The sequence below is a fragment of the Glutamicibacter nicotianae genome (assembly GCF_016907615.1).
Taxonomy (GTDB): domain Bacteria; phylum Actinomycetota; class Actinomycetes; order Actinomycetales; family Micrococcaceae; genus Glutamicibacter; species Glutamicibacter nicotianae.
Window position 1 is genome coordinate 2,801,773 of record NZ_JAFBCH010000001.1, and the last position, 24,380, is coordinate 2,826,152.

At 62.3% G+C, this 24,380-nt stretch carries 23 protein-coding genes; 9 read left to right on the top strand and 14 right to left on the bottom strand.

Annotated features, from left to right (window positions below; genetic code table 11):
• The first annotated feature begins 14 nt into the window (after positions 1-14).
• Complete coding sequence (locus JOE62_RS13385) at positions 15-2,345, top strand: DNA 3'-5' helicase SftH (RefSeq protein ID WP_204722718.1); 2,331 nt, start codon at positions 15-17, stop codon at positions 2,343-2,345.
• A gap of 14 nt (positions 2,346-2,359) precedes the next feature.
• Here JOE62_RS13385 and JOE62_RS13390 read toward each other — a convergent pair whose 3' ends face one another.
• From JOE62_RS13390 to JOE62_RS13420, 7 genes are all read right to left on the bottom strand, one after another.
• Entirely contained in the window at positions 2,360-2,755 is a 396-nt protein-coding gene (locus JOE62_RS13390) for an Rv3654c family TadE-like protein (RefSeq protein WP_204722719.1), read from the bottom strand.
• Positions 2,752-3,087: a TadE family type IV pilus minor pilin gene (locus JOE62_RS13395; protein ID WP_204722720.1), complete on the bottom strand. Its 336-nt coding sequence runs from the start codon at positions 3,085-3,087 to the stop codon at positions 2,752-2,754. Before JOE62_RS13395 ends, JOE62_RS13390 begins: the two co-directional genes overlap by 4 nt.
• Before the next feature lie 3 nt (positions 3,088-3,090).
• Positions 3,091-3,273: a DUF4244 domain-containing protein gene (locus tag JOE62_RS13400; protein WP_038991688.1), complete on the bottom strand. Its 183-nt coding sequence runs from the start codon at positions 3,271-3,273 to the stop codon at positions 3,091-3,093.
• 126 nt (positions 3,274-3,399) lie between these two features.
• On the bottom strand, positions 3,400-3,939 hold the full coding sequence (locus JOE62_RS13405) for a type II secretion system F family protein (RefSeq protein WP_204722721.1): 540 nt from the start codon (positions 3,937-3,939) through the stop codon (positions 3,400-3,402).
• Positions 3,936-4,616 carry a type II secretion system F family protein gene (locus JOE62_RS13410; protein WP_204722722.1) on the bottom strand — a complete coding sequence of 227 codons (681 nt, stop codon included), beginning with the start codon at positions 4,614-4,616 and terminating at the stop codon, positions 3,936-3,938. Before JOE62_RS13410 ends, JOE62_RS13405 begins: the two co-directional genes overlap by 4 nt.
• 3 nt (positions 4,617-4,619) lie before the next feature.
• Positions 4,620-5,861: a TadA family conjugal transfer-associated ATPase gene (locus tag JOE62_RS13415; protein ID WP_204722723.1), complete on the bottom strand. Its 1,242-nt coding sequence runs from the start codon at positions 5,859-5,861 to the stop codon at positions 4,620-4,622.
• Positions 5,858-6,982 carry a CpaE-like family protein gene (locus tag JOE62_RS13420; protein ID WP_204722724.1) on the bottom strand — a complete coding sequence of 375 codons (1,125 nt, stop codon included), beginning with the start codon at positions 6,980-6,982 and terminating at the stop codon, positions 5,858-5,860. Before JOE62_RS13420 ends, JOE62_RS13415 begins: the two co-directional genes overlap by 4 nt.
• 87 nt (positions 6,983-7,069) lie before the next feature.
• Here JOE62_RS13420 and JOE62_RS13425 point away from each other — a divergent pair, with 87 nt between their 5' ends.
• The gene (locus tag JOE62_RS13425) at positions 7,070-8,719 is read left to right on the top strand and encodes a bifunctional 3'-5' exonuclease/DNA polymerase (protein ID WP_204722725.1); all 1,650 of its coding nucleotides are present in this window, start codon (positions 7,070-7,072) and stop codon (positions 8,717-8,719) included.
• 6 nt (positions 8,720-8,725) lie between these two features.
• Here the strand turns inward: JOE62_RS13425 and JOE62_RS13430 are convergent, their stop codons facing one another.
• Positions 8,726-9,403 carry an NUDIX hydrolase gene (locus tag JOE62_RS13430; RefSeq protein WP_204722726.1) on the bottom strand — a complete coding sequence of 226 codons (678 nt, stop codon included), beginning with the start codon at positions 9,401-9,403 and terminating at the stop codon, positions 8,726-8,728.
• Positions 9,400-10,194, bottom strand: coding sequence for an endonuclease III (nth, locus tag JOE62_RS13435; protein ID WP_204722727.1), 795 nt, complete (start codon positions 10,192-10,194; stop codon positions 9,400-9,402). The genes JOE62_RS13430 and nth overlap by 4 nt, the downstream gene beginning before the upstream one ends.
• Before the next feature lie 203 nt (positions 10,195-10,397).
• Here nth and acs point away from each other — a divergent pair, with 203 nt between their 5' ends.
• Positions 10,398-12,374 (top strand): acetate--CoA ligase, encoded by a 1,977-nt coding sequence (gene acs / locus JOE62_RS13440; RefSeq protein ID WP_204722728.1) that lies wholly within the window; start codon positions 10,398-10,400, stop codon positions 12,372-12,374.
• A gap of 129 nt (positions 12,375-12,503) precedes the next feature.
• The gene (gene aroQ / locus JOE62_RS13445; RefSeq protein ID WP_204722729.1) at positions 12,504-12,956 is read left to right on the top strand and encodes a type II 3-dehydroquinate dehydratase; all 453 of its coding nucleotides are present in this window, start codon (positions 12,504-12,506) and stop codon (positions 12,954-12,956) included.
• A gap of 9 nt (positions 12,957-12,965) precedes the next feature.
• Here the strand turns inward: aroQ and JOE62_RS13450 are convergent, their stop codons facing one another.
• Positions 12,966-14,156: a MarP family serine protease gene (locus JOE62_RS13450; protein WP_204722730.1), complete on the bottom strand. Its 1,191-nt coding sequence runs from the start codon at positions 14,154-14,156 to the stop codon at positions 12,966-12,968.
• Between the two features lie 204 nt (positions 14,157-14,360).
• Here JOE62_RS13450 and JOE62_RS13455 point away from each other — a divergent pair, with 204 nt between their 5' ends.
• Positions 14,361-15,038: a Crp/Fnr family transcriptional regulator gene (locus JOE62_RS13455; RefSeq protein ID WP_131088916.1), complete on the top strand. Its 678-nt coding sequence runs from the start codon at positions 14,361-14,363 to the stop codon at positions 15,036-15,038.
• A gap of 70 nt (positions 15,039-15,108) precedes the next feature.
• Here JOE62_RS13455 and JOE62_RS13460 read toward each other — a convergent pair whose 3' ends face one another.
• The 3 genes from JOE62_RS13460 to JOE62_RS16840 all read right to left on the bottom strand — a co-directional run bounded on the left by JOE62_RS13460 (position 15,109) and on the right by JOE62_RS16840 (position 16,749).
• Entirely contained in the window at positions 15,109-16,023 is a 915-nt protein-coding gene (locus JOE62_RS13460; RefSeq protein WP_038991698.1) for an NUDIX hydrolase, read from the bottom strand.
• A 61-nt stretch (positions 16,024-16,084) separates the two neighbouring features.
• Positions 16,085-16,561, bottom strand: a complete 477-nt coding sequence (locus tag JOE62_RS13465) for a RidA family protein (protein ID WP_073705829.1) — start codon at positions 16,559-16,561, stop codon at positions 16,085-16,087.
• A gap of 32 nt (positions 16,562-16,593) precedes the next feature.
• Complete coding sequence (locus JOE62_RS16840) at positions 16,594-16,749, bottom strand: Sp36 family protein (protein ID WP_013349841.1); 156 nt, start codon at positions 16,747-16,749, stop codon at positions 16,594-16,596.
• Positions 16,750-16,786: 37 nt separating this feature from the next.
• On the opposite strand from JOE62_RS16840, the gene JOE62_RS13470 reads away from it, so the two are divergent.
• The 4 genes from JOE62_RS13470 to JOE62_RS13485 all read left to right on the top strand — a co-directional run bounded on the left by JOE62_RS13470 (position 16,787) and on the right by JOE62_RS13485 (position 23,976).
• Positions 16,787-19,099, top strand: a complete 2,313-nt coding sequence (locus JOE62_RS13470) for a transglycosylase domain-containing protein (RefSeq protein WP_204722731.1) — start codon at positions 16,787-16,789, stop codon at positions 19,097-19,099.
• Positions 19,100-19,219: 120 nt separating this feature from the next.
• The gene (locus tag JOE62_RS13475) at positions 19,220-20,173 is read left to right on the top strand and encodes a metallophosphoesterase (RefSeq protein ID WP_073705827.1); all 954 of its coding nucleotides are present in this window, start codon (positions 19,220-19,222) and stop codon (positions 20,171-20,173) included.
• Positions 20,174-20,335: 162 nt separating this feature from the next.
• Positions 20,336-22,171: an ABC transporter ATP-binding protein gene (locus tag JOE62_RS13480; RefSeq protein ID WP_239543378.1), complete on the top strand. Its 1,836-nt coding sequence runs from the start codon at positions 20,336-20,338 to the stop codon at positions 22,169-22,171.
• Positions 22,168-23,976 carry an ABC transporter ATP-binding protein gene (locus JOE62_RS13485; protein WP_204722733.1) on the top strand — a complete coding sequence of 603 codons (1,809 nt, stop codon included), beginning with the start codon at positions 22,168-22,170 and terminating at the stop codon, positions 23,974-23,976. The genes JOE62_RS13480 and JOE62_RS13485 overlap by 4 nt, the downstream gene beginning before the upstream one ends.
• Before the next feature lie 90 nt (positions 23,977-24,066).
• Here JOE62_RS13485 and JOE62_RS13490 read toward each other — a convergent pair whose 3' ends face one another.
• A complete protein-coding gene (locus JOE62_RS13490) occupies positions 24,067-24,351 on the bottom strand; it encodes an iron chaperone (RefSeq protein WP_204722734.1) in 285 nt (94 codons plus the stop codon).
• Between the last annotated feature and the right edge of the window lie 29 nt (positions 24,352-24,380).

A 24,380-nucleotide genomic window follows, 5' to 3' on the forward strand; every position in this document is an offset into this window, starting at 1 on the left:
CGGAAGGCGTCCTCGTGAAATCAGTGCGTTCTCTCTTAGATCCCTTCGACCGGACCAATGATCCTGACGGTGTGGTGCACCGCCGTACCAGGACTGCCAAGGACGAGATCACCAGCCCATGGCCCCAGTGGCTCAGCGCCGAGCTCATCGAGATCTTCCAGGGCCTGGGCATCCAGCAGCCATGGCTGCATCAAGCCCAGGCGGCTAATCTCATCCACGCCGGCCATCACACCATCGTTTCCACCGGTACCGCTTCGGGCAAGTCCATGGCCTACCTGATGCCGAGCTTGGAACAATTGCTTAGAGCCAAGGACAGCGGGTTCAACGATGCCGATGCCGGAGCATCGGTGCTCTATATCTGCCCCACCAAAGCGCTGGCGGCCGACCAGCTATCCGCGGTGGAATCCTTGAAGGTTCCCGGTGTCCGAGCCGCTCCCTACGATGGGGATACCGATCAGGCAACGCGTGCCTGGGTACGCCAGCATGCCAACTTCGTTTTCACCAATCCCGATATGCTTCATCGCGGCATCCTGCCCAACCATCCGGCTTGGTCCCGGTTCTTCAAGCGCCTTCGCTACATCATCATTGATGAGGCGCATTCCTACCGCGGAGTCTTCGGCGCGCACGTCGCCAACCTGATGCGCCGATTGCGACGCGTTTGCGCCCATTACGGCAATTACCCGGTGTTCATCGGTGCGTCCGCTACGAGCTCAGACCCGGAAGAATCCTTCGGGCGCCTCATCGGAGCACCAGCGCAAGCGGTAACCAATGATTTCTCTGCCAGCGGCGAACTGGTGATGGCTTTGTGGGAACCCCCGATGAGCGAGCACAGAGGTGAAAACGGTGCGCCAGTACGTCGCACCGCCGTTGCCGAAAGCGCCTCGATCCTCACCGACCTGATGGCCGACCATGTTCGAACCATTGTCTTCATCAAGTCTCGCCGGGGCGCTGAAACCATCGCAACGCTCACTCGCAAGCATCTGGAAAAATTTGCTCCAGAACTATCCGTCCGGCTTGCGGCCTACCGCTCGGGCTACCTGCCCAATGAGCGCCGAGCGGTGGAGAAGCAATTGCGCAGCGGCGAGCTGCTGGGCGTCACCTCGACCTCGGCACTGGAATTGGGCATCGACATTGCTGGTCTGGACGCCGTTGTGGTGGCTGGCTGGCCGGGTACCCGCGCGTCGTTCTTCCAGCAAATCGGCCGTGCCGGACGTTCCGGCCAGGATGCGCTCGCGATCTTTGTCGCGGCCGAAGATCCGTTGGACACCTACCTGGCGCATCACCCCGAAGCCATCTTCGATTTGGGAGTAGAAGCAACGGTCTTTGATCCGCAAAACAAGTATGTGCTCAGCGGCCACCTCTGCGCGGCCGCGCAAGAATCTCCCCTGCGCCCTGAAGAGCTCGAACTTTTCGGTCCGCAAACCGAGCAGCTTCTGGATTCGCTGGTGCAACGCGGATACTTGCGCCGACGCCCTGCCGGATGGTTTTGGACACATCCGCAGCATGCGGCGGCGATGTTCTCCATCCGCGCCGATGGCGGTGGACCAGTTGACATCATCGATGCGGAAACCGGCGCATTGCTCGGCACCATGGATTCCCTGCAAACGCATTATCAGGCGCATCCGGGAGCCATCTATGTCCACCAGGGTGCGAGCTACCATGTGGAAGAACTTGACGAGCAGAACCACGTTGTGATCGTGACCCGGGTCAATCCCGACTACTACACCACAGCTCGCGATCTCACCACGGTCGCCATCGATTCCGAGGAACGCGAGCGCAACCATCGGGACCTGACGATTCATTTCGGCGAAGTGACGGTGACCACCCAGGTCGTTTCCTTCCAGCGCAAGTCGGTGGTTTCCAACGAGGTGCTCTCAGAAGAGCCCCTGGAACTTGAAGCCAGGGATCTGAACACCAAGTCCGTTTGGTTCACGCTGACCGAGCAGCGGCTATTGCGAGCTGGCTTGGCGGTTGACCAATTCCCCGGAGCCTTGCATGCAGCCGAGCATGCCATGATCGGCTTGCTGCCCCTTGTTGCCACGAGCGACCGTTGGGATATTGGCGGAGTATCCACCGCACTGCATATGGATACCGGACATCCGACAATTTTCGTCTACGACGCCCAGCCCGGTGGTGCAGGGTTTGCCGAGCGCGGTTTCGAGCGCTTCACCGATTGGGTTAGGGCCACCCGAGATGCCATCCAGGCTTGCGAATGCCAGCACGGGTGCCCCAGCTGCGTGCAATCCCCCAAGTGCGGCAACCGCAATAATCCGTTGGACAAGGCTGGCGCCATCTTGCTGTTGTCCGCCGTGCTCGATGACGTGGAACCAGCCCACCACCGCTGAACCCATGTGCCTGCTCAGGGCATCGGAGCATCCAGCGGTGGCGCTCCGGCCCGCGCCCGGGCTTCGGCCTGATACAGTTCCACGCCCATGGCACGGAATCCGACAGGAACAAAGGTTGCTACACGCACCGACTCGCCACCGGGTTCCACCGTGCATGATGCCAACTGCGCACCGCTGGATTGCGCAAGCTGCGCAGCTACGGTGCAGGGTTCGCCAGGACGCAGCCCACGGGCCGTATCTGCGGCAGCCAGCGCCGACATGTCTGCAGCGCTGGCTGCCTGCATCGCAGCTCGTGTTGCTGCAACCCATGCCAAGACCGCACCAGCGATAAGCAGCGCAACAACGACAAGCGCCGTCGCCATGACAGTCCCGCTGCCCTGTTCGTTTCGGAGGCGTTGCAGCTTGCTCATTCGACTGCCACGCTGGCTTGTCCGTGAACCTGCAGGCTGCCGACAATTGGAAGCCGCACGGTTTTGCTAACGTGCACTTGCGAGTAGCCGTTGAATGTTGACAGCGAGAATCGGGCTTGGGTTCCTGCTAGCCGAACCCCGCTGGCGCGAGCGGTGGCATCATCCTCGCCGCGGGCCAATTCCCTGGCCATGGCCCCGGCTGCCTGCTGAACTTGAATCTGTTGGATCCCAACGACACCAAAGCACAGAGCCAAGGACAGCATGATCGCAACTGCTGGCAGCAGCACCGCAAATTCTGCGGTGCTGCTGCCAGATTCATCACTGAATCTCATGGCCTACAGCGACAGTGCTTTAGTGATCAGGCCCATCAGCATGCCGCGTACATCGCCGCTGGACAGGATGCTGATCAGCAGGCCGGCAAAAGCTACGGCAGCCAGGGTGACCATAGCGAATTCGGCTGTGGTGGATCCCTGCTCTTCCTGGAGCAGATCCCTGATTTCACGGAACCGTCGGTTCATTGTGTTTTCCTTTCTGGATACCTGTCCCCGGCGCCGATGCCGGGGACCTTGTGCTACTACCTTCGGCGAGCGCAGACGGCGCAGAGATCGGTTTCTTGCGAGCTGGGCATAACCTTGGACCGGGATTTACTGGAAGCTTGGGAACAGCGCGATGATCAGTGGAACGACGCCTAGGGCGATGAAGGCCGGCAATGCGCAGGCTCCCAGGGGAAGCACAAGACGGGTACCGAATTGCGCGCCGAGGCGTGCAACTTTCTGCGTATGCTCACGGCGTTGCAGAATCGCAGTATTGCGCAGCAGGTTGGCTGCCGGAGCGCCCGTCCTGTGCGCAAAGTGCAGGGCCTTCCTCAGCGGCGCGAGCCAGGCAGGCACGGCTTCCCACGCTTTGTCCCACTCCATGTTCATTTCCAGGCAGCGCGCGACGCTGCGTAGCACCGCGCACTGTTCAATGCTGTTTCCAAGCAGATCCAGGATCTCGGTGATGGGCATTCCCGAATCCAGCAGGCTGGCGCTGAGATCCAGGACCAGCTCGATTGGCTTGTCGTTGTCCTGCCGTCTGTTCCAAAGCCATTGGGCTGCCTTGCCTTCTCCGCTTGTTCGCGCAGTGGACGGCCCCAGTGCCAAAGCGATGGCAAGAGCGCTAAAGAGCAGAATCAAGAGAATCATGACATTGCCTGGCTAGAGGTTGCATGCATGAGCCGCTCGCACCAGATCCGATTGGCGATCCACAGCAATGCCCCGATGAACACGCTGAGTTGCGCCGCCCATGATCGCGCTATCGTGCCCAGCACGTCAATGCCCAGAAGCAGGCCAAATCCAAACCCCACCAGCGGCAGCCAGGTCAGCAATTTGGTCGTTGCTTTCGGTCCAGCCATGGCCGCGTCAAACGCCTGCTGGGCTACCAGTGCGCTTTCGAGGTCTTCGGCAAGCCGTTCCAAGACGTCGGCAAGACTGGCACCACTGCGTTCGGAGAGTTCCAGGCACCAGTGCAGCCGTTGCACCGCCGGTCCCTGTCCTTTTCCCTGTGCTGCATCCGGTCCGGGTGCGCTGTTGCCGAGCCGATGTGTCGCTTGGAGATCCTTGAGCGCACCGATAATGTCCCCGGTGTCGTCTTCGGCTTCGAGCAACACATCAACAGCTGGATGAAACCCCAGACCGCTTCGGAGCAGCGCCGATAATTCGCGGATGATCCGTGCGTCGGTGCTCAGCAGCTGCTCTCCTGCCGGGCGGCGTTCTCCCCCGCGGTTCCAGCGACTGAGTAATGAGCCCGGAGCCCTTTTGCTGGCCGGGTGCGCGGGAATCCAGAACCACAAGGCCAACGCGCCCAAGATGAGGATCAGCATGGTTCAATGCTCCTTGATGCTTTCGTTATCCAGCGCCGTGGCGACGCTGCGTGCGAGTGCATGGCCGAACCTGTCCGCCAAGAAGCGTCGACCGTATTCGGCAAACGGTTCGGCAGCCTCCAGATCGATCAGGTGCCTCATCTGCATCTGGCCGTCGCTACCGGTCTCCAAGCTGCTCAGTGCCACCGGTCCGCGCTGCCCATGGCTGCCCCTGTTCATGTGAATGACGAGATCCAATGCGCTGGAGGCCTGCAACGCGGTTGCCTGCACACTCCATCCGGCGAGCGCACCCAGCGCCGCCAGGCGTGCCGGAACCGATTGCGGGTTGTTGGCGTGCATGGTGCCAGCCGCTCCTTGATGCCCGGTGTTCATCGCTGCCAGGAAATCGCGTATCTCCGACCCGCGGCACTCGCCAACGACCAATCGGTCGGGGCGCATGCGCAGGGCCTGGACAACCAGATCCTTCAGTTCCACTTGGCCGGCGGATTCGACGTTGGCCGAACGGGTTTGCAAGGATACGACGTGCGGGTGCGGCACTTGCAGTTCCTGCGAGTCCTCGACGATGACCAATCGGTGCTGCGGGTTGGCCTCGGCCAGCATGGCTTGCAGCAGGGTTGTTTTTCCGCTGCCCGTACCGCCGGTAATCAGGAAGTTCATCTGGCGCTGGACAAGGGCTTGGAGCAGCGGCAGCCAGAACCCGTGGGATCCTTCCAGGACCATGCCCAGTTCAAGCTGGGCACTGCGCTTGACTCGTATCGAGATCAAAGGACCGGCCGTGGCAATCGGCGGCAGCACGGCGTGGACGCGGTAGTTCTTCAAGCTCATGTCCATGAATGGGCTCGCTGAATCCAGCCGTCGTCCAGCGAGGGTCGCCAGATGCACGGCCAGCGTCCGCACCTGCTCCGGAGAGGAAAACCGGAATTCAGTGGGTTCCAGTCCGGCCGGAGAATCAGTCCAGACCCTCCCCTGACCGTCCACCAGGACATCGGTGACTTCCGGCCGCTGGGCGAATGGCTCAAGGACAGACAGTCCTGCCACTTCGTGCTGCAGCGATTCCAATGACTGGGCGGCGCCCTGCGATCCGAGGGCCACGCCCGAGTCATGGACGGCTCCGGCCAAGGCAATCGCGTCCAGCTGCCCGCCGGTGAGCAGCGCGCGTTCACGCACTGATTCGAGAATCTTGGCATCCAGCACGGGTCCGACCGTTGCTGGGGTGGCGTTGTGGCTGTGCCGTCCCGGGCTCATGGGCGCTGCTCCTTCACCTGCGGTATCAGGCACAGGTTGGACAGGTGCTGGCGCAGTGCCCGGGATTTGAAAGTGTCGAAGAGCTGTCCGCGCTCCAGGGCCTTGCTGATCCGCGGAATGACAGGGAAGGCGCCAAGCATCTCCGGAAAACCTTGAGGGGTGCATCGCAGTTTCTGCTCCCCGCACAGCACCACTTCCCCTAAAGCTGGCACGGTCATGGAGCTGGCAGTGGCGATATTCCGGTCAATGAACTGGTTCATCGCCAACCGTTGCGGATGCGGTGCACGTCCGGCATCCACCACGACGAGATCGAATCCTTGCCGGGCCGCAGCCAGCAGCCGAATCACCAGCTGGTCTTCCAGCTCCTGCGTTCGGTTGGCTCGGGACCAGGTCAGGATGGTTGTATCGCGCAGTTTCGGCAAAGTTTCGGCCAGTTGATGGGCCGCCAGCGCGCCGCCGGATTGCTGCAATTCCTCCCAGCCGATTCCGGCGGGCGGCTGCGCGCACACCAGTGGCCATGCACCTTGTGAATGCGGATCCAAATCAATCATGGCGCTACGCAGGCCGCTGAGCGTTCCCGCGTGCGCCAGCAGCACGGCGAGGGTTGTCGTCCCCAACCCGCCGGCCGTGGAACTCAGCGCCAGCGTGTGCCCGTGTCCTGCCCGCATGGCCCAAAGGCCGAGGTATTCGCCGAGCCATTGGCTCGCCGATGGCAGAACAGCCACTCGTGCCTTGGGAATCCTGCTGGCCAGAGTCCAGATGAGGGACTCGCCATCTTCCATGCCGACCAGCACATCTACCGGCCGGCTCGTGTTTTCGGCCAGTGCTGCCATGTCGCTGCCCCACAGCACCGGTCCCGAGCCATCGCCGGGCAAAAGCTGCGGATCAGCGCATTGGTTGATTCGCACCGCCGCGCCGACCGCGATCACCGCGCATCGCTCAATAATCCGCGCGTCGTTGCTCACGATGGTGCAGACCGGCTCATCCTCCGCAGTGCGTTCACCAGCCGCCGGCGCGCCGGTTCTCTTCGGAGGCAGCTGTTCGAAATCCGATTCTGTCATCACAAATCGTTGCGCAACCTTCAGCGGCTGGGCCGATGGGGATTCTGATAGCCATTTCATGCATCGAGCGTGGCATCCATCCAATCATTTGCGTGCGGCCAGCCAACCGGCTGGGGATATCGTCCACTGGCACGGCACAATAGATCCATGAGTGTCATCGCCTTCCTTGCCGCCGACCCGGATGGCTATGCCCTCATCGACCTCCGCGACCAGCTCACTGGCAACTCGCTGCAGCCGGTCTCCTCTGTTTCCCGCGAAGAGCTGGCTGGATTCGTCGCTGAAACCGAGGCACGGCATTCGCCCCGCTGGGCCATGTTCCGCACCACCCCATGGATGCAGCCGCTCGCGGCAGCCGGGGTTTTTCTGGCCAAGGCCTACATTCTCTCCTTGGCGCAGCGCATCCTGCACCGTTCCCCGCTGAGCGCGAAGACGCTCGATGACTTCAACTTTGAACAGCCACCCCAGGGCAGGGAATGGGCCAACCAGGATGCGCTCTTCTCCGCACCTGTCACCGGCGAGTCGCTGGCCGAGCTGATCGCCATGTACCTTGCCCAACGCGACGCACTGCCGCAAGAACCCGATGCCCGCCGTCGGCTGGAATTATTGATCCATGCCGAATCGGTAGGCGCCGTGATTGCCTGCGAAATGGAAGAGGCCGGCTTGCCGTGGGATGAAGCCGGGCACCGCGCCCTGCTGCGCGAGCAATTGGGCGAACGCGTCTCCGACTACGGACGACCTCCCAAGCTGGCTGCCAAGGCCCAGCAGCTGGCTGAGGCGTTGGGCAGTCCCGGACTCAATCCCGATTCGCCGCAGGAACTGCTGCGCGCCCTGCACAAGGCCGGCTTCGCGGTGAGCTCGGTGCGGGCATGGGAACTTGAGCAGATCAAGCATCCGCTGATTACCGAGGTCCTCGAATACAAGAAGCTCTCCCGCCTTGCGAGTACCCACGGCGATGCCTGGCTGGATCAATGGGTGGAAAATGGCAGGTTCCATCCGCACTATGTGCTGGGAACCGTCATTTCAGGACGTTGGGCGGCCTCAGGTGGCGGTGCGCTCCAATTGCCGCATTCCATCCGGCAGGTCGTTCGCGCCCCAGCAGGTTCGACCTTTGTGGTGGCCGACGGCAGGCAGCTGGAACCGCGCATCCTGGCGGCCATTTCCCATGACCAGCAGCTGCAAAAGGCTGGCCAGCAAGACGATCTGTACCAGTGGCTGCTGGACGCCAAGCTTGTCGCTTCGCGCGATGAAGCCAAGCTGGGCATGCTCTCGGTCATCTATGGCGGAGGTGGCGGTGCTTCGGGCACCGTCGGCGCGGCGCTGACCCGCAGCTTTCCCACCGCCATGCGTTTTGTCGGACAGGCGGCACAGGCTGGCGAACAGGGTGGAGGTGTGCGCAGTTTCCTTGGCCGCGGCTGCCCTCCCGCAGATGAGCAGTGGCTGGCGGCGCAGCGGGCAACCAGCGATGAGGCATCGCAGCGGGCCGCTGACTCGGCGGCGCGGGCCCGTGGCCGGTTCACCAGGAATTTTGTCGTGCAGGCTACCGCGGCCGAGTGGGCCTTGGTGTGGATGGGCCACGCGCGCCACCTGATCCATCAGGCCGGGTGGAGCCGAAGTTGCCGCCAGGTGTTCTTCGTCCATGACGAAATTGTCTTCGAATGCCCCACCGAATTAGCCGGGCAGCTGCAGGAGCTAATCCGCCACGCCGCCATGCTCGCCGGACGCTCGCTGTTCGGCCAGGCCTCGCCGCGTTTCCCGGTCAGCGTAGCGATTTCAGGGAATTACGCGGACGCGAAATAGCCGGCCTCAGGCCATGCGCAGTTCGCGCCGATTATCCCACGGACGGGTCCACCCCAGCTCGTTGAACAGACGGTCCAGCACGATCGCGGTGAAGCCCCAGATGATCCGGTCTTCGAAATCGAAGGCCGGGGACTTGAATTTCCGCGTGCCGCGATGCACCACGCCGGTCAAGCGGTTCTTCGGATCCAGCAGGTGCGCCACCGGGGCGCGGAATACCCCAGCGCTTTCTTCCGGGTCCGCCGGATACACCTCGGATTCGGTATGCCACCACCCGAGCACCGGGGTGACCAGGAAGTTCGACACCGGCAGCTCGGTTTCCCCCAAGGTACCCAGCACTTCGATGCCGGCGGTATCCACGCCGGTTTCTTCCCATGCCTCGCGCAGAGCGGCGCTGGCAACGCTCGGATCCACCTGGTCGATGCCGCCGCCGGGGAAGGCGATCTGCCCGGCATGCTTGCGCAGGGTCGCTGCCCGCTCCACGAACAACAGGTCCAGGTCGTCCATCTGGGACTGCGGTTCCAGCACTGCCTCGCCGGCCGCGCCGAACAGGATCAGCACCGCGGCCCGGCGCGCGGCACCGAGCTCCATCTCGTTCATCACCCACTCGTTTGGCAGCCGCTGCGTTGCCCCGACCTGCGCCGTGTGGCGGGCGATGACTTGTTCCAATTCCAAGCGTGCGCTCATGCGTCCAATCCGTATCCTTCAGCCCTCAGCTCGCGGCGAGTTGCTCCGGCGATCATTTTCGCCAGCAGTTCTTCCCGTCCTGGTGCAAGCTCATACTTGAGCAACGCTTTGGCCTTGGCCGGTATTTCCTCGCCGATGCCGTACGACGGGCACAGCTTGGCGATAACGCACGCCCCGCAGGCGGGCTTGCGCGCATGGCAGACGCGCCGGCCATGGAAGACCACCCGGTGGCTGAGCATCGTCCAGTCGCGTTTCTCGAATAGTTCACCCACCGCGTGCTCGACCTTCACCGGGTCGGTTTCAGCGGTCCAGCCCAGGCGGTTGGCCAGCCGCCCGAAATGGGTGTCCACGGTAATTCCGGGGACGCCAAAGGCATTGCCCAACACGACGTTGGCGGTTTTGCGTCCCACTCCGGGAAGCTTCACCAGCTCGTCGAGCTTGGCTGGCACTTCGCCGTCGAAGCGTTCCACCAGCGCAGCGGATAGCCCGAGCAGCGAATCCGTCTTGGCGCGGAAGAAGCCGGTGGGGCGGATCAGCTGCTCAAGCTCGGCACGCTCGGCTTGGCTCATTGCGAGGGCGTCGGGGAAACGGGCAAAGAGCGCTGGAGTGATGGCATTGACCCGCACGTCGGTGGTCTGCGCCGACAGCACGGTGGCTACCAGCAGTTCGAAGGGAGTCTCGAAGTCCAGCTCGGGCACCGCGTAGGGGTAGGCCTGCGCCAGTTCCCGGTTGATCTTACGTGCCCGGCGCGTCAGCCCCAGCTCGGTTTCATTCTCACGTTTCTTCGCCACGCTTTAGATCGTGTCATGAGCTCGCTGGGTTTTCACCCCGGGACACTGCCCCGGCATGCTGTTCATCGCGTTCAATCCACCGCTTGGCGCACAAATTACCCGATTTCCGTTATCGCAGTGACGCAAAGCACACCTTCATCCTCCGAGGCTGTAACTTTGATCACAGAGAAACATTTGTGACTACGTGGAAGGACGCGAACACAGTGAGTGATTCGAAAACCCTGGACAACCTGTCGACCGAAACCCGCTCCTTTGCCCCAAGCAAGGACTTCAGCGATCAAGCCATCGCCACCCAGGCCCGCTACGGCGCAGCCAAGGAAGACCGCTTGGGCTACTGGGCAGACCAGGCCCGCCAGGTACTGGACTGGGACACCGATTTCACCGAAACCCTCGACTGGTCTGAAGCGCCGGTTGCCAAGTGGTTTGTCGGCGGCAAGCTCAACGCAGCCTATAACGCACTGGACCGCCATGTGGAGAACGGCCGGGGCGACCGCGTGGCCATCTACTTCGAAGGCGAGCCGGGCGATACCCGCAGCTACACGTACGCACAGCTGGCCGAGGAAGTGAAGAAGGCCGCCAACGCCTTCGAGTCCCTGGGCGTGGCCAAGGGCGACCGCGTCGCCGTCTACCTGCCGATGATCCCCGAAGCGGTGATCACCATGCTGGCCTGCGCCCGCATCGGCGCCATCCACTCGGTGGTCTTCGGCGGCTTCTCCGCCGACGCGCTGCGCAGCCGCATCGATGATGCCGACGCCAAGCTCGTGGTCACCGCCGATGGCACCTGGCGCCGCGGCAAGCCGAGCCCGCTGAAGCCTGCAGTGGATGCCGCCCTGGAAGCACCGGGGCACACCGTGGAAAACGTGCTGGTGGTCAAGCGCAACGGCGAACCTACCGAATTCGGCGCGCTGGACAAGTGGTGGGATGACGTGGTCGGCAACGCCGCCACTGAGCACACCGCGGTGCCCCACGACTCCGAGCACCCGCTGTTCGTGCTCTACACCTCCGGCACCACCGGCAAGCCCAAGGGCATCGTGCATACCACCGGCGGCTTCCTCACTCAGACCGCGGTCACCCACCGCGACACCTTCGATTTGCACCCGGAAACCGATGTCTTCTGGTGCACCGCAGACATCGGCTGGGTCACCGGCCACTCCTACGTCACCTACGCGCCGCTGGTCAACGGCGCCACCCAGGTGATCTACGAAGGCACCCCGGATACCCCGCACCAGGGCCGCTGGTGGGAAATCGTGGAGAAGTACGGCGTCACCATCCTGTACACCGCGCCGACCGCCATCCGCACCTTCATGAAGTGGGGCCGCGAGATCCCGGACGGCTACGACCTCTCCTCGCTGCGCGTGCTCGGTTCGGTGGGCGAACCGATCAACCCAGAAGCCTGGATGTGGTACCGCGATGTCATCGGCTCCAACAACGGCAAGAACGGCGAGAAGAAGGAGCACCCGGCTCCGATCGTGGACACCTGGTGGCAGACCGAAACCGGTGCGCACATGATCGCGCCGCTGCCGGGCGTCACCGCCACCAAACCGGGCTCGGCCCAGGTCGCTGTACCGGGCATCGCCATTGACGTGGTGGACGAAGCCGGCGAATCCGTGGCCGACGGCGAAGGCGGCTTCCTGGTCATCCGCGAACCATGGCCCGCCATGCTGCGCGGCATCTGGGGCGACACGGAACGCTACAAGGACACCTACTGGTCCCGCTTCGAGAACATGTACTTCGCCGGCGACGGCGCGAAGAAGGATGACGACGGCGACATCTGGCTGCTGGGCCGCGTGGACGATGTGATGAACGTGTCCGGCCACCGCCTGTCCACCACCGAGATCGAGTCTTCGCTGGTAGCCCACCCGTACGTGGCCGAAGCCGCGGTGGTCGGGGCGAAGGACGAGACCACCGGCGAGGCAGTCGTCGCGTTCGTGATCCTGCAGACCGAGCCTGCCGAGGGCGAGGATGTCGTGGCGACCCTGCGCAACCACGTGGGCAAGGACATCGGTCCGATCGCCAAGCCGAAGCACGTGCTGGTGGTGCCCGAGCTGCCCAAGACCCGCTCGGGCAAGATCATGCGCCGCCTACTCAAGGACGTGGCCGAAGGCCGCGAGGTCGGCGACGCCACCACGCTCTCGGATTCGACGGTCATGAGCCAGATCGCGCAGTCCATGGGCAAGTAGCCGCTGCACGCGCTGCCCCAAGAGCCGCCGTTCATCTGCACCGCTGGTGCGGAAGAACGGTGGCTTCTTGTATTACGGACCCGGCGCAACGACGCTGGATTATGCCTTCCGTGTAATAGATTTGGGTTCATGACTGAGAACGCATCGAACGCCATCTTGCTGCTCAACGGCCCCAATCTGAATCTGCTGGGCACCCGGGAACCGGAAATCTATGGCCACGACACGCTGGCCGATGTCGAGCAGCTGGCCAGCGACACCGCTGCCGCCTACGGCCTGGAAGTGCGCGCGGTGCAGTCCAACCACGAGGGCGTGCTCATCGACGCGATCCACGATGCCCGCACGACCGCGGTCGGCATCATCATGAACCCCGGTGCGTTCACCCATACCTCGGTAGCGCTGGCCGATGCGATCAGCGGCGTGCAGCTGCCGGCCATCGAGGTGCACATCTCCAATGTGCACAAGCGCGAGGCCTTCCGCCACCATTCCTATATCTCGCCGGTAGCCAGCTCGATCATCATCGGTGCGGGCGTGCATGGCTACAAGCTTGCGGTGCAGCAGCTCGCGCATTTGCTCGGCAAGTAGCCGCAGGCATCAGCCGGAAACGCAGTCGCCGGTCTTGATGCTGGTGCGCCGCTGGCTGCCGAGTTCCAAGGCTCGCTCGATCTCTTCGAGGCTCAGGGCGAAGCCCACCTCGTCATCGCTGCGGGATTTGGCGAAGATCAGACCCACCACGTCGCCGGATTCATCCAGCAGCGGTCCGCCGGAATTGCCCTGCGCCACTTCCGCACTGAGCTGGTAGACCGAAATCCGCGACGGGTCTTCGCCATAGATGTTGGCGATGGAGACGAAGGCGCGCGAGGCGATCAGCGCTCCGCGGATCTGCTGCGGTCCTCCCGACGGGTGGCCGACGAATGTTGCCGAGTCGCCACGCATCAGGTCATCGGTGGCCAGGTCGATGGGCTCAGCCTGCAGTCCCTCGACGTAAAGCAGCGCGATGTCCGCCTGGGGATCGAAATAGACAACCTTTCCGCGGTGAACTTCGTCACCGCCGACTTCCACGGTTGCCGCGCTCAATCCGGCCACCACGTGCGCATTCGTCATGACCAATTGGTGGTCGACAACGAAGCCCGAGCCGGTCAGGTTCACGCCGCACTGCACGGCGGTGCCGGAGATCTTGGCCGCCGATTGCGCGGCCGCCAGCTGCAGGTCATTGGCGGCCCATTCGGTGTCCACTGGCGCCTGTACCGGAGGCGCGAATGGCTCCAGGAACGCTGGCAGGGTTTCAGCGATCACCTTGGATCGTGCGGTGGATATGGCCGCATCGACAAACTCGGGTGTCAGGCCGCGAATCGAGTCGATCATCTTGGACTTGCTGATCTCCAGCGAAAGCCTCGGAATGCCCATGCTTGCTGTGGAAAAGGCCAAGCCACCGATGATTGTGGCGGTGATGAACACCGACAGCACGCCACCGGCAATGCGGTCTGCCGCACGCAGGAAATCGACATTCATCCAGTGCCGGATCCGGGTGGCAATCACCCGTCCCAGCGCTTGGCCGAGGATGATCAGCACCGCTGCGGTGGCGATCATCAGCCCGACACGCCACCAGGGGTTCGTGGCAAAAGTGGAGACCAACGGGATCGCGAAGAATGCGGCGACGCCACCGACGAGCAGGCCGAGCATGTCGCCAACTGTCAGGAGGAAGCCTCGGCGAACTCCAACGATGAAGAACATCAGCAACACACCGCAGATGACTACATCGAGCCAGCTGAAAATTCCCAGCACCCAGACCCCAGTTCATTCATTAAGTTCGTATAGACCCAAGGTACCCTTAGAAGCTGATGGATTTCTGCGAGCAGATTCGCGAGTTTTAGTCGAATGTGCGTGATTTTCAACATTTTCTTGGTTAAACCACGTGTGGAAACTGTCACATTGTTACCGAATACGGCACAATGAAGTAAGCGCCTACTACTGTTGACAGGAGATTTAATGGATATCGAGGTACTGCGTCGCGCGCCACTGTTTGCGTCGCTTGGTGACGAAGTTTTCACCGCGCTAACCGAAGAATTGACCGAGGTTGATCTGTCCCGCGGTGCATCGGTGTTCCGTGAAGGCGATCAGGGTGACCGTCTGTACTTCATCGTTTCTGGCAAGATCAAGCTCGGCCGCACCTCTTCGGATGGTCGCGAGAACCTGATTGCTGTTCTTGGCCCGGGCGAACTGTTTGGCGAAATGGCTTTGTTCGATCCACACCCACGCAACGCTACCGCCACCGCCGTGTCTGAAACCCGCCTGGCTGGCCTGAGCCACGAGAACATGCGCAAGGCTATCCTGAACTCCCCTGAGGTCTCGATCCAGCTGCTGCAGGCTCTGGCTGCACGTCTGCGTCGCACCAATGAGTCCCTGGCCGATCTGGTCTTCTCTGACGTTCCTGGCCGCGTTGCCAAGGCGCTGCTGGATCTGGCTGACCGCTTCGGCCGCCCGGCTACCGACGGCATCCTGGTTGCCCACGAACTGACTCAGGAAGAGCTGGCTCAGCTGGTTGGTGCTTCCCGCGAAACCGTGAACAAGGCCCTGGCCGAGTTCGTCCAGCGCGGCTGGCTGCGCCTGGAAGCACGCGCCGTCGTGATCCTGGACATCCAGCGCCTGCGCCAGCGTTCGCGCTAAAGTACGACAAAGCATTTCAGGCCGAAAATCCTCAAAGGATTTTCGGCCTGTTGTGTTTTAAGCAGTGTGCTCAGTGCCCGGCAGTGGTCTGCCACGGCCGGGAGGACTCGGCGCTGATGGATCCCAGGACTTCCAGGTAGTAGATTCCATCGCGCACCAGCAGATCCGGATGCTTGAGGTTCAGCGATCGCGCCCGCGAGAGGTAGGCGATCACTCCGTTGGCTTCCGCCATGGCCTCCAGGATCATTTCCACCGCCGGGTAGCTGATCTCCGAGAGCGTGAGGTTCACCGTGTTCGGTTGGCCAATGCTGTCCCCCAGCTCGCTGGTGCCGCGCTTTGCCAAGATGTCTCCGGCAGCAGACCAACGTCCCCATTTTCCTTTGCCACGCAGCAATGAGGCTTCCTGGCGGTTCGGCACGGTGGCGGTGAAGTACCAGGTGTCGAAGCGGCGCAGGGCAAAGTTCGGATTGAGCCAGTGCGATACAGGACGCAGAAGGTCGGTACGCAAACCGAGTCCGCGGCGGCGCAGGAATTCGTCAAAGGCAAGATCTTGTCCGGCGATGGCTTCGCGGGCGGTCATCCAGTCTTCGGCATCGGTCATTTCAACGACGGATTGCTCGTCGGTTCCGGCCAGCAGGATCCCGGTCTCTTCGAAGAGCTCGCGAATGGCGCAAACAAGATAGGCCTGAACCAGCTGCTGATCCAGCAAGTCCATGCGCTTGGACCATTGGGACAGGCTCGGGCCGAACCATTGGTAGGTGGCACGGTCGCTCGTCTCATGGCTGCCGCCCGGGAAGGCTACGTTGCCCAGAGGAGAGCCCCCGGGGCGATAAGTCAGGTAGGTTTCCACACCGTGGGAGGAATCCCTCACAAGGCACACAGAGGACGCTCGCCGCGGGGTGCGCGGGGTGCGCGAACCGAAAGAGAACCAGTTTTCGGCGGTGGCAATCTGATGCGGCGGCAGGTCGAAGAGCCGTCGAACCATGCCGCTGCGCGGTCCCGACGGGAAAGCCCGTCGGGACCGCGCAACGGGAAACTGGCCTGAATTACTCAAATTCGGCGATGACCTCAACCTCGACAGGTGCATCCAGCGGCAGTACGGCTACGCCGACGGCCGAACGTGCATGCAGGCCTGCATCGCCGAGAACTTCGCCGAAGAATTCGGAGGCTCCGTTGATGACTCCTGGCTGTCCGGTGAAGTCCGGTGCCGACGACACGAAACCGACAACCTTCACGATGCGCTTAATGCGATCTAGATCACCAATTTCCGCCTTGATGGCTGCCAGCGCGTTGAGCGCGGCGGTCTGTGCCTGGGCCTTTGCTTCCTCGGCTGAAACTTCGGCGCCAACCTTTCCAACCGCTGTGAGTTCACCCTTAATCAGCGGAAGCTGACCGGAGGTGTAAACGTAGTTGCCGGAAGTAACGGCAGGCAGGTACGCCGCAACCGGCTTTGCCACAGCTGGCAAGGCATGGCCAAGCTCGGCCAGGCGAGCCTCGACACGCGAGGAAGTAGCTTCTTGCATGGGATTTCTCCTTCAGTAAATGTTGATGCCCGTTAGGCTTTCGGACGCTTCATGTAGGCCACTGGAGATGAGCCATTGGGTCCAGGAACGACGGTTACCAGCTCCCAGCCGTCATCACCCCACTGGTCCAAAATCTGCTTCGTAGCGTGAATCAAAAGCGGCAAAGTGGCGTATTCCCATTTAGTCATACTCGATACGTTAGCGCGTCCTTGTAAACTAGTGGGTATGGCAGCCAAGAAGTCCCCCTTTTTTGATACAGCTACCACTCTGGGAAAAGTCGTTGCATTCTTCGGAATCAGCGCCCTGTGTGGTGTGCTCGCAGCAGGCATGCTCGTGCCCATTGCAGCTATCGCTAAAACCGGTTTGACCACTGGTAACAACATCGTCAGCGCCCTCCCGAGCTCATTCGAGAAGCTCCCTATCCCGGAGCCTTCCACGATCCTTGACGCGGACGGCAAGACGATTGCGACCTTCTACCAGCAAAATCGCCAGCCTGTGAAGCTAGATGACATCTCGCCGAACATGCGCAAGGCGATCATCTCGGTGGAAGACGAGCGCTTCTACGAGCACAAGGGCATCGACCCCAAGGGCATCGCCCGTGCAGTTGTCGGCAACCTCACCTCCTCGAGCCGCTCTGGCGCTTCCACCTTGACCCAGCAGTACGTCAACAACCTGCTGGTGAACAACCAGGTGCTCACTGGTGCGGAAGAATCCACCGTCTCCGGCCAGAAGGATTATGCAGACAAGATCCGCGAACTGAAGTATGCGGTGGCTATCGAAAAGGAAATGTCCAAGGACGAGATCCTGGAGGGCTACCTGAACCTGGTCCTCTTCTCGGGTCGCGAGTATGGCGTGCAGGCTGCCGCTCAGCGCTTCTATTCGGTCGACGCCAAGGACTTGAACTTGCAGCAGTCTGCCATGCTTGCCGGCATGGTCCAGCTGCCTAACGTCTACAACCCGATCAACAACCCTGAGCGTTCCATCGATCGCCGCAACAAGGTGCTGGGCAACATGTACCGCACCGGCGCGATCACCAAAAAGGAATACGACCAGGCAGTCAAGTCGGATCTTGAACTGGATCCGAGCATCTCGCCTTCCGGCTGCACCGCGGCCAAGGAAAATGCCTACTTCTGCGACTACGTCACCAACTTGATCCTTGCCGATGACACCTATGGCAAGACCAAGGAAGATCGCGAAAACCTGCTGTACCGCGGGGGCCTGACCGTCAAGACCACCCTGAACAGCAAGCTGAACAAGAAGGCTGCCAAGGACTCCGCGAAGGCCATTGATCCGAAGGCCAAGTCCAACACGGATGTCTACTCCTCCATCGTTTCGGTCGAGCCGGGCACCGGCAAGATCCTGACCATGGCGCAGAACACCACTTACGGTCCGGAAATTAAGAACTCGGGCGAGAACACCTACTACAATTTCGCTGTAGAGCGTTCGCTTGGCGGTGCCGGCGGCTTCCAGGGCGGCTCGACCATGAAGCCGTACACCACGCTGGGCTGGCTGTCCGAAGGCAACAACATGTACGACAAGATCAATGCCAAGAAGCAGGCCTTCATGCCCGGAACCAAGTGGCGTGCGTCATGCCTTCCCGGCGGCACGACATCTGTCAGTTCAAAGTGGGAACCAAGGAATGCATCGCCTGGCTTCTACCGCACGATGACCGTGGATACCGGCCTGTACTGGTCGATTAACTCCGCAACTGTCCAGGAGGCCTTCAAGACCGACCTGTGCACCATCGCCGACTACACCGAGAAATTGGGGGTGCTCGATCAAGGTGCCAAGGGCGGGCCAGCTCCAATCAGCCCGGCGAACCCTTCGTTCGTCATTGGCTCGGCAGAAATCACTCCGCTGTCCCAGGCCGCGGCCTTTGCGGCGTTCGCCAACAAGGGCGAATACTGCGAACCACGCGCCATCACCGGCGTAACCGATAAGGACGGCAACGAGTACAAGGTCAAGAAGGAATCCTGCTCCCAGCAGATCGACCCGACCTATATTGCCGATCTGAACGGCACCCTGCAGAAGATCGCCACCAAGCGCGTCTCCAAGGGCCGGGTAGCCGGCCCGATCGCTGGCAAGACCGGGACCAACAACTACGCCTCATCGACCTGGTTCGTCGGCTACACCACCGGCATTTCCACCGCGGCGTGGGTAGGCCGTCTGGATGGCAAGGCCGGTGAAGAGAAGAACCAGATGCACGGCGCGATGATCAACGACGAGAAGGCACCGTGGATGGTCGACTCCTCGACCTACGCCGCCCCGCTCTGGGTGGACTTCATGGAAGAGGCAGTGTACGAATACGACCGCGGCTCCTTCGGCTCGGCCCGCCGCCAGCCGCCTCCGCCAAAGCCGAAGGAAGAAGAGGAATCCAAGTCCAACTCGGATGAGAAGGACAACGACAAGGAAGAGTCGAATGACGATTCCAAGCCGAAGGAAGAATCCTCCTCGAAGCCTGACGCCCGCGACATTGGCCGGGGAAACGACAACGGCAATGGGAATGGCAACGGAAACGGCAATAAGTCCGATGACTAGCTCGTGAGCTGTGAAGGCCGCGTTCAACTTTGGTTGAACGCGGCCTTCCGGTTTAGATTGGCATAGGAGAACTTCAGCAGAAGTGGCCGCAGGGCTTGAAAGGACGATGGCACAGAAGTCATGGTTGAACAGAATAATTTCGTTTCGGCATTGCGCCACGCCAGTGGCACGGCGGCCCTCGCCGCCAGCGGCGCCCTGGCCATCGGCGGCGCACTAGTGGGCTACGGCATGCTGGAGGCCCAGAAGTTCGGGCTGCGCCATGAGACGCTCAAGGTCCTGCCGCGCGGATACGGCGACATCAAGGTCCTGCACCTGTCGGACATCCACATGGTTCCGGGGCAGGAAGCCAAAACCCGGTGGCTGCGCAGCCTGGCAGATCTGGAGCCCGACTTCGTCATCAACACCGGCGACAACCTCAGCCACCGCAAGGGCGTACCGGCCCTGATCAAGGCGCTGGAACCGCTGATGGCTTTCCCCGGCGCGTTCGTTCCCGGCTCGAACTGCTATTACGCTCCGAAGCTGAAGAACCCGTTCAAGTACTTGGCTCCCTCAACCGGAACCCCCAGTCCAGCCTCCCGCGACAAGCTACCGTTCGAAGAGATGCACCGTGCCTTCGGCAGCGCCGGCTGGATCAATATGTCCAACCGCGCGCATTCCACCGTGCTCAACGGCCTGCGCCTGGACCTTTCAGGTGTCGATGATCCGCACCTCGATCTCGACCACTTCGCGGGCTGGCCGCGCGGGTCCTCCTCCAGCAACCAGGCGCCCCACGTGCGGATCGCGCTCACCCACGCTCCCTACCAGCGGGTCCTGGACCAATTCACCGAGGCGCAGGCCGATGTCATTTTCGCCGGCCACACCCATGGCGGCCAGGTTTGCATCCCCGGGTACGGCGCATTGGTCTCCAACTGCGACCTGCCGACTTGGCGTGCCCGCGGCTTGACCGATTGGGACTACAACGGCAACACCGTTCCGTTGAACGTTTCCGCCGGCATCGGCACTTCGAGATTCGCTCCGATCCGCTTTGCCTGCCCGCCGGAGGCCGTGCTGGTCACCCTGGCGGCCCGCGGCTAAAGCAGGAAATTCTTCCAGATAATCCCCGGTCTAGCACCTTGCTGGTGCTCGGCCGGGGATTATTAGCATCCATTGTGAAGCACTTCTTTCCCAAAGTGGCGTATTGATTGAATTATCCCAACTACTGCCGGTAGTCTGTAGATCTGTCAAACTTCTGGATGAATGCGGGGTACCGTGGCTCAGGCTCAACCGAATGGATCCGATGATCCGGTCCCGCTCACTGCAACACTGAAGCGTCTCGCTCCCTTCGTCAAGCCGATTTTCCCTCGGCTCGTTTGCGGTTTCCTCTGCGCGCTCGGAGCAGGCATTGTCGCCCTGGCCATCCCACAGGTCCTCGCCTGGCTGGTGAACGTCGTGCTGCAGCGTGATGGAGCGGCCTCGGAAGTGTGGATTTCCGTCGGCATCATCGCCGCGCTGGGCTTCGTCGAAGCGCTGCTGATCTTCCTGCGCCGCCAATTCGTGCTGAATCCCGCAGCAGGCCTTGAAGCGCAGATGCGCATCCGCTTCTACAAGCACCTGCAACGCCTGCCTGTGGCGTTTCACGAACGCTGGGGCTCGGGACAGCTGCTCTCCCGGTCCATGTCGGACCTGTCCCTCTTGCGCCGCTGGCTCGCCTTCGGCGCGATGATGCTGGTAGTTGAAACCGTCACCGTCATCACCGGCCTGGTGCTGATGTTCACCCATTCGTGGATCCTGGGATTGCTCTACCTGCTGGGTTCCATCCCGATTGCCATCAAGGCCTACCGCTTCCGCAACGACTACCGGGCCGCCAGCCGGCGAAGCCAGGACCAAGCCGGCGATCTGGCCACCGCCGTGGAAGAATCCGTGCACGGCATCCGGGTCATCAAGGCCTTTGGCCGCGGGCCGCACGTCTACGAGGGCTTCAACGCCCAGGCCAAGTCCCTGCAGGAAACCGAAATCACCAAGGCCAAGACGCTGGCCAGCTTCCTGCTCACCGTCGTTGCCGTCCCCGAAACCATTCTGGGCATCGGCTTGGTCATCGGCCTTGCCCAGGTCGCCAACGGCACGTTGAGCGTCGGCTCGCTGGTGGCCTATTTCGCGATCGCCGCGGTCATCGCCGGCCCCGTCGAAGGCATGGGCATGCTGCTGGGCATGACGCTGAGCACCAAAACTGCCCTGGACCGGCATTTCGAAGTGATGGATTCAATCAACGACATCGCCTCCCCCGCACAGCCGCAGATCCCGGCAGAACGCGATGGCAGCGTGAAGCTGGAGCATGTGCGCTTCGCCTACCCTGATACCGCCGGCACCCGCCGGCCGATCCTGGCCGACATCAATCTGGAAATCCGCCCCGGGGAAACCATGGCGCTGGTGGGCATCACCGGTTCGGGCAAGTCCACCTTGCTGAACCTGGTGCCTCGCCTGCATGAAGCCACCGCTGGCAAGGTGCTGGTCCATGGCCAGGACGTCAAGGACTGGGACCTTGAGCAGCTGCGAGCGGAAATCGCCGTGGCTTTCGAGGACACCACCTTGTTTTCCACCAGCATTCGCGGCAATGTGCTGCTCGGCGCACCGGAACACCTCGATGAGCGGCAGCGCGAAGCGCTGCTTTCAGAAGCATTGGACGTCGCCCAGGCGCAGTTCGCCTATACCCTGCCCGACGGGGTGGACACCCTGATCGGCGAGGAGGGCCTTTCGCTCTCCGGCGGGCAACGCCAGCGCATCGCCCTGGCCCGTGCCATCGCGGCACGCCCGAGCGTCCTGGTTCTCGACGACCCGCTGTCGGCCCTGGATGTGCGCACCGAGGAACTGGTCACCGAGCGGCTGCGCGAAGTGCTGGCCGGGACCACCACGCTGATCGTGGCGCACCGGCCCTCAACCGTGATGCTCGCCGACCGGGTGGCATTGCTGCGTGACGGCCGCATCGATGCGGTGGGCAGCCACACCCATCTGCTGAGCACCAATGAGCATTACCGTTTCGTCATCGCCAGCCTGGACGACGAAGAGCAGCCAGCCACCTCGGAGGTTTCCCGATGAGCAAGCCCCTGGGCGTTGCCAATGAAGACGCCATCAAGCTCTCTGCGGCCGAACGCAAGGTCGTGCGCCAGCGCTCCTTCCGGCTGCTGGCCGCCCTGGCCATGCCGCAGAAGAAGCTTTTCATCCTCACCGTGGTTCTGGTGCTGGTATCCAATGCGGCGCGCGTGCTGCTTCCGGTGCTGATCGCCTTCTCCATCGACTGGACCTTGCCGCAGGTGCGCGAAGGCAACTGGGGCGCGTTGGGGCTGACCGGTGCAGGCTACATCCTCGGTGCGGTCCTCAGCGGCGTACTGCTCTCCTGGTACATCACCAGCGCGGCACGGATCTCCCAGGCGATGCTCTTGGATCTTCGCCAGCAGGTCTTCCGCCATACCCAGCGCTTGAGCCTCGAATTCCACGAGAACTACACTTCCGGGCGGATCATTTCCCGGCAGACCTCTGATCTGGAAACACTGCGCGAACTGCTGGACCAGGGCGTTTCGGAACTGGCCTCCTCCTGCGTGTTCGTGGTTTTCACCCTGGCCTCGATTTTCTTCCTCGACTGGCGCAGCGGCCTGGTGGTCTGCGTTGCAGCCATCCCGGTCACGCTCCTGTTCTTCTGGTACCAGCGCCAATCCGAGGTCCTCTACCGCGAATCCCGCGTGGTGTCGGCCCGGGTCATCTCCACCTTTGTGGAGACGATGACCGGCATCCGCGCGGTCAAGGCGTTCCGCCGCGAGGCAGCCAACGACGAGAACTACTCGGATCTCGCCGAGCAGTACCGGGTGAACTCGGTACGTTCCTTCAACCTCTTCGGCGTGCTGCAGCCCGGCCTGGTGCTGATCGGCAACCTGACGGTGGCCTCGCTGCTGGCCTACGGCGGGTTCCGCATCATTGACGGCACCATGCAGGTCGGCGCGATGGTGGCGATCCTGCTCGCATCCAAGCGCCTGTTCCAGCCAGTCGAGCAGATCGCCATGTTCTACTCCTCGCTGCAGTCTGCCACCGCCGCACTGGAGAAGGTTTCGGGACTGCTGGAGGAGGAACCGAGCGTGCGCGAGCCTGCCGTCCCGCGCAGCATCGGCAAGGTGGCCGGCGAGCTGGTCTTCAAGGACGCGGTCTTCGGCTACGGCGACGGCCCGGTGATCATGGAGGAATTCGACCTGCGGATCCCGGCCGGACAAACCGTGGCGGTGGTGGGTCAGACCGGTGCCGGCAAGTCCACGCTGGCCAAGCTCATTGCCCGCTTCTACGACCTGCGTTCGGGCACCCTGGAACTGGATTCGGTGCCGGTCAACGAACTGTCCAACAAGGAATTGCGCCAGCACGTCGTTATGGTCACCCAGGAAGCCTTCCTCTTCTCCGGCTCGGTGGCCGAGAATATCGCGCTGGGCCGTCCCGGCGCATCGCTGGAACAGATCCAGGATGCGGCCCGCGCAGTCGGTGCCCATGAGTTCATCATGGAACTGCCCGAAGGCTATGACACCGACGTGAACAAGCGTGGCGGACGGGTCTCGGCCGGCCAGCGCCAGCTGATCTCCTTCGCCCGCGCCTTCCTGGCCGATCCTGCGGTGCTGATCCTGGATGAGGCCACCAGCTCCTTGGATATCCCTTCGGAACGGGCAGTGCAGCGCGGATTGCAGACCCTGCTGGGCAACCGCACCGCACTGATCATTGCGCACCGCCTGTCGACCGTGCAGATCGCTGACCGGGTGCTGGTGGTCCACGACGGCAAGATCGCCGAGGACGGCACCCCGGCCCAGCTGATTGCCGATGACGGGCGCTTCGCGGCCCTGCACAAGGCGTGGAAGGACTCGCTGGTGTAGCTTGGCGGGCGCCTACTGCCTTCCCGCGTCAATCTCCCGGACATGGACGAGCACGAGGTCCCTGACCAGGTCGTCGGGCAACGGCGCGGCCTAAGTGAATCGGATGGCATGGACGGTCTTGCTGACGCCCTCCAACCGGTCTTCCAGTTCCTCAATGGCCCGGCAGGATGGGTAGAAGCTCAGGTGCTTCTTCGACGCGGTGAAGTAAACCAAGGCACGCTGCTTGTACTTCAGGGTGGGCATCGAATAGCTCATGGTTTCTTCCGCTTCCGGAACCAGTCCCTTCACCAGGGCGCGAATCCTTTCCAGCTCCGCCCGGAAATCCGGTTCCAGCGCATCGAGATACGCTTCCACCGTTGCCGCTTTGCCAGCCATGCCTCGAGTCTAACCACCCGTTTCCAACC

What these genes read in the sequence shown, in the direction of transcription:
- JOE62_RS13460 (WP_038991698.1), bottom strand. Translation starts at nt 16,023, where the DNA reads ATGGTTCGACGGCTCTTCGACCTGCCGCCGCATCAGATTGCCACCGCC.
- JOE62_RS13465 (WP_073705829.1), bottom strand. Translation starts at nt 16,561, where the DNA reads ATGCAAGAAGCTACTTCCTCGCGTGTCGAGGCTCGCCTGGCCGAGCTT.
- JOE62_RS16840 (WP_013349841.1), bottom strand. Translation starts at nt 16,749, where the DNA reads ATGACTAAATGGGAATACGCCACTTTGCCGCTTTTGATTCACGCTACG.
- JOE62_RS13490 (WP_204722734.1), bottom strand. Translation starts at nt 24,351, where the DNA reads ATGGCTGGCAAAGCGGCAACGGTGGAAGCGTATCTCGATGCGCTGGAA.
- JOE62_RS13430 (WP_204722726.1), bottom strand. Translation starts at nt 9,403, where the DNA reads ATGAGCGCACGCTTGGAATTGGAACAAGTCATCGCCCGCCACACGGCG.
- JOE62_RS13485 (WP_204722733.1), top strand. Translation starts at nt 22,168, where the DNA reads ATGAGCAAGCCCCTGGGCGTTGCCAATGAAGACGCCATCAAGCTCTCT.
- JOE62_RS13400 (WP_038991688.1), bottom strand. Translation starts at nt 3,273, where the DNA reads ATGAACCGACGGTTCCGTGAAATCAGGGATCTGCTCCAGGAAGAGCAG.
- JOE62_RS13455 (WP_131088916.1), top strand. Translation starts at nt 14,361, where the DNA reads ATGGATATCGAGGTACTGCGTCGCGCGCCACTGTTTGCGTCGCTTGGT.
- aroQ (WP_204722729.1), top strand. Translation starts at nt 12,504, where the DNA reads ATGACTGAGAACGCATCGAACGCCATCTTGCTGCTCAACGGCCCCAAT.
- JOE62_RS13390 (WP_204722719.1), bottom strand. Translation starts at nt 2,755, where the DNA reads ATGAGCAAGCTGCAACGCCTCCGAAACGAACAGGGCAGCGGGACTGTC.
- JOE62_RS13410 (WP_204722722.1), bottom strand. Translation starts at nt 4,616, where the DNA reads ATGCTGATCCTCATCTTGGGCGCGTTGGCCTTGTGGTTCTGGATTCCC.
- JOE62_RS13420 (WP_204722724.1), bottom strand. Translation starts at nt 6,982, where the DNA reads ATGAAATGGCTATCAGAATCCCCATCGGCCCAGCCGCTGAAGGTTGCG.
- JOE62_RS13480 (WP_239543378.1), top strand. Translation starts at nt 20,336, where the DNA reads ATGCGGGGTACCGTGGCTCAGGCTCAACCGAATGGATCCGATGATCCG.
- JOE62_RS13470 (WP_204722731.1), top strand. Translation starts at nt 16,787, where the DNA reads ATGGCAGCCAAGAAGTCCCCCTTTTTTGATACAGCTACCACTCTGGGA.
- JOE62_RS13425 (WP_204722725.1), top strand. Translation starts at nt 7,070, where the DNA reads ATGAGTGTCATCGCCTTCCTTGCCGCCGACCCGGATGGCTATGCCCTC.
- JOE62_RS13415 (WP_204722723.1), bottom strand. Translation starts at nt 5,861, where the DNA reads ATGAGCCCGGGACGGCACAGCCACAACGCCACCCCAGCAACGGTCGGA.
- JOE62_RS13395 (WP_204722720.1), bottom strand. Translation starts at nt 3,087, where the DNA reads ATGAGATTCAGTGATGAATCTGGCAGCAGCACCGCAGAATTTGCGGTG.
- JOE62_RS13405 (WP_204722721.1), bottom strand. Translation starts at nt 3,939, where the DNA reads ATGATTCTCTTGATTCTGCTCTTTAGCGCTCTTGCCATCGCTTTGGCA.
- JOE62_RS13475 (WP_073705827.1), top strand. Translation starts at nt 19,220, where the DNA reads ATGGTTGAACAGAATAATTTCGTTTCGGCATTGCGCCACGCCAGTGGC.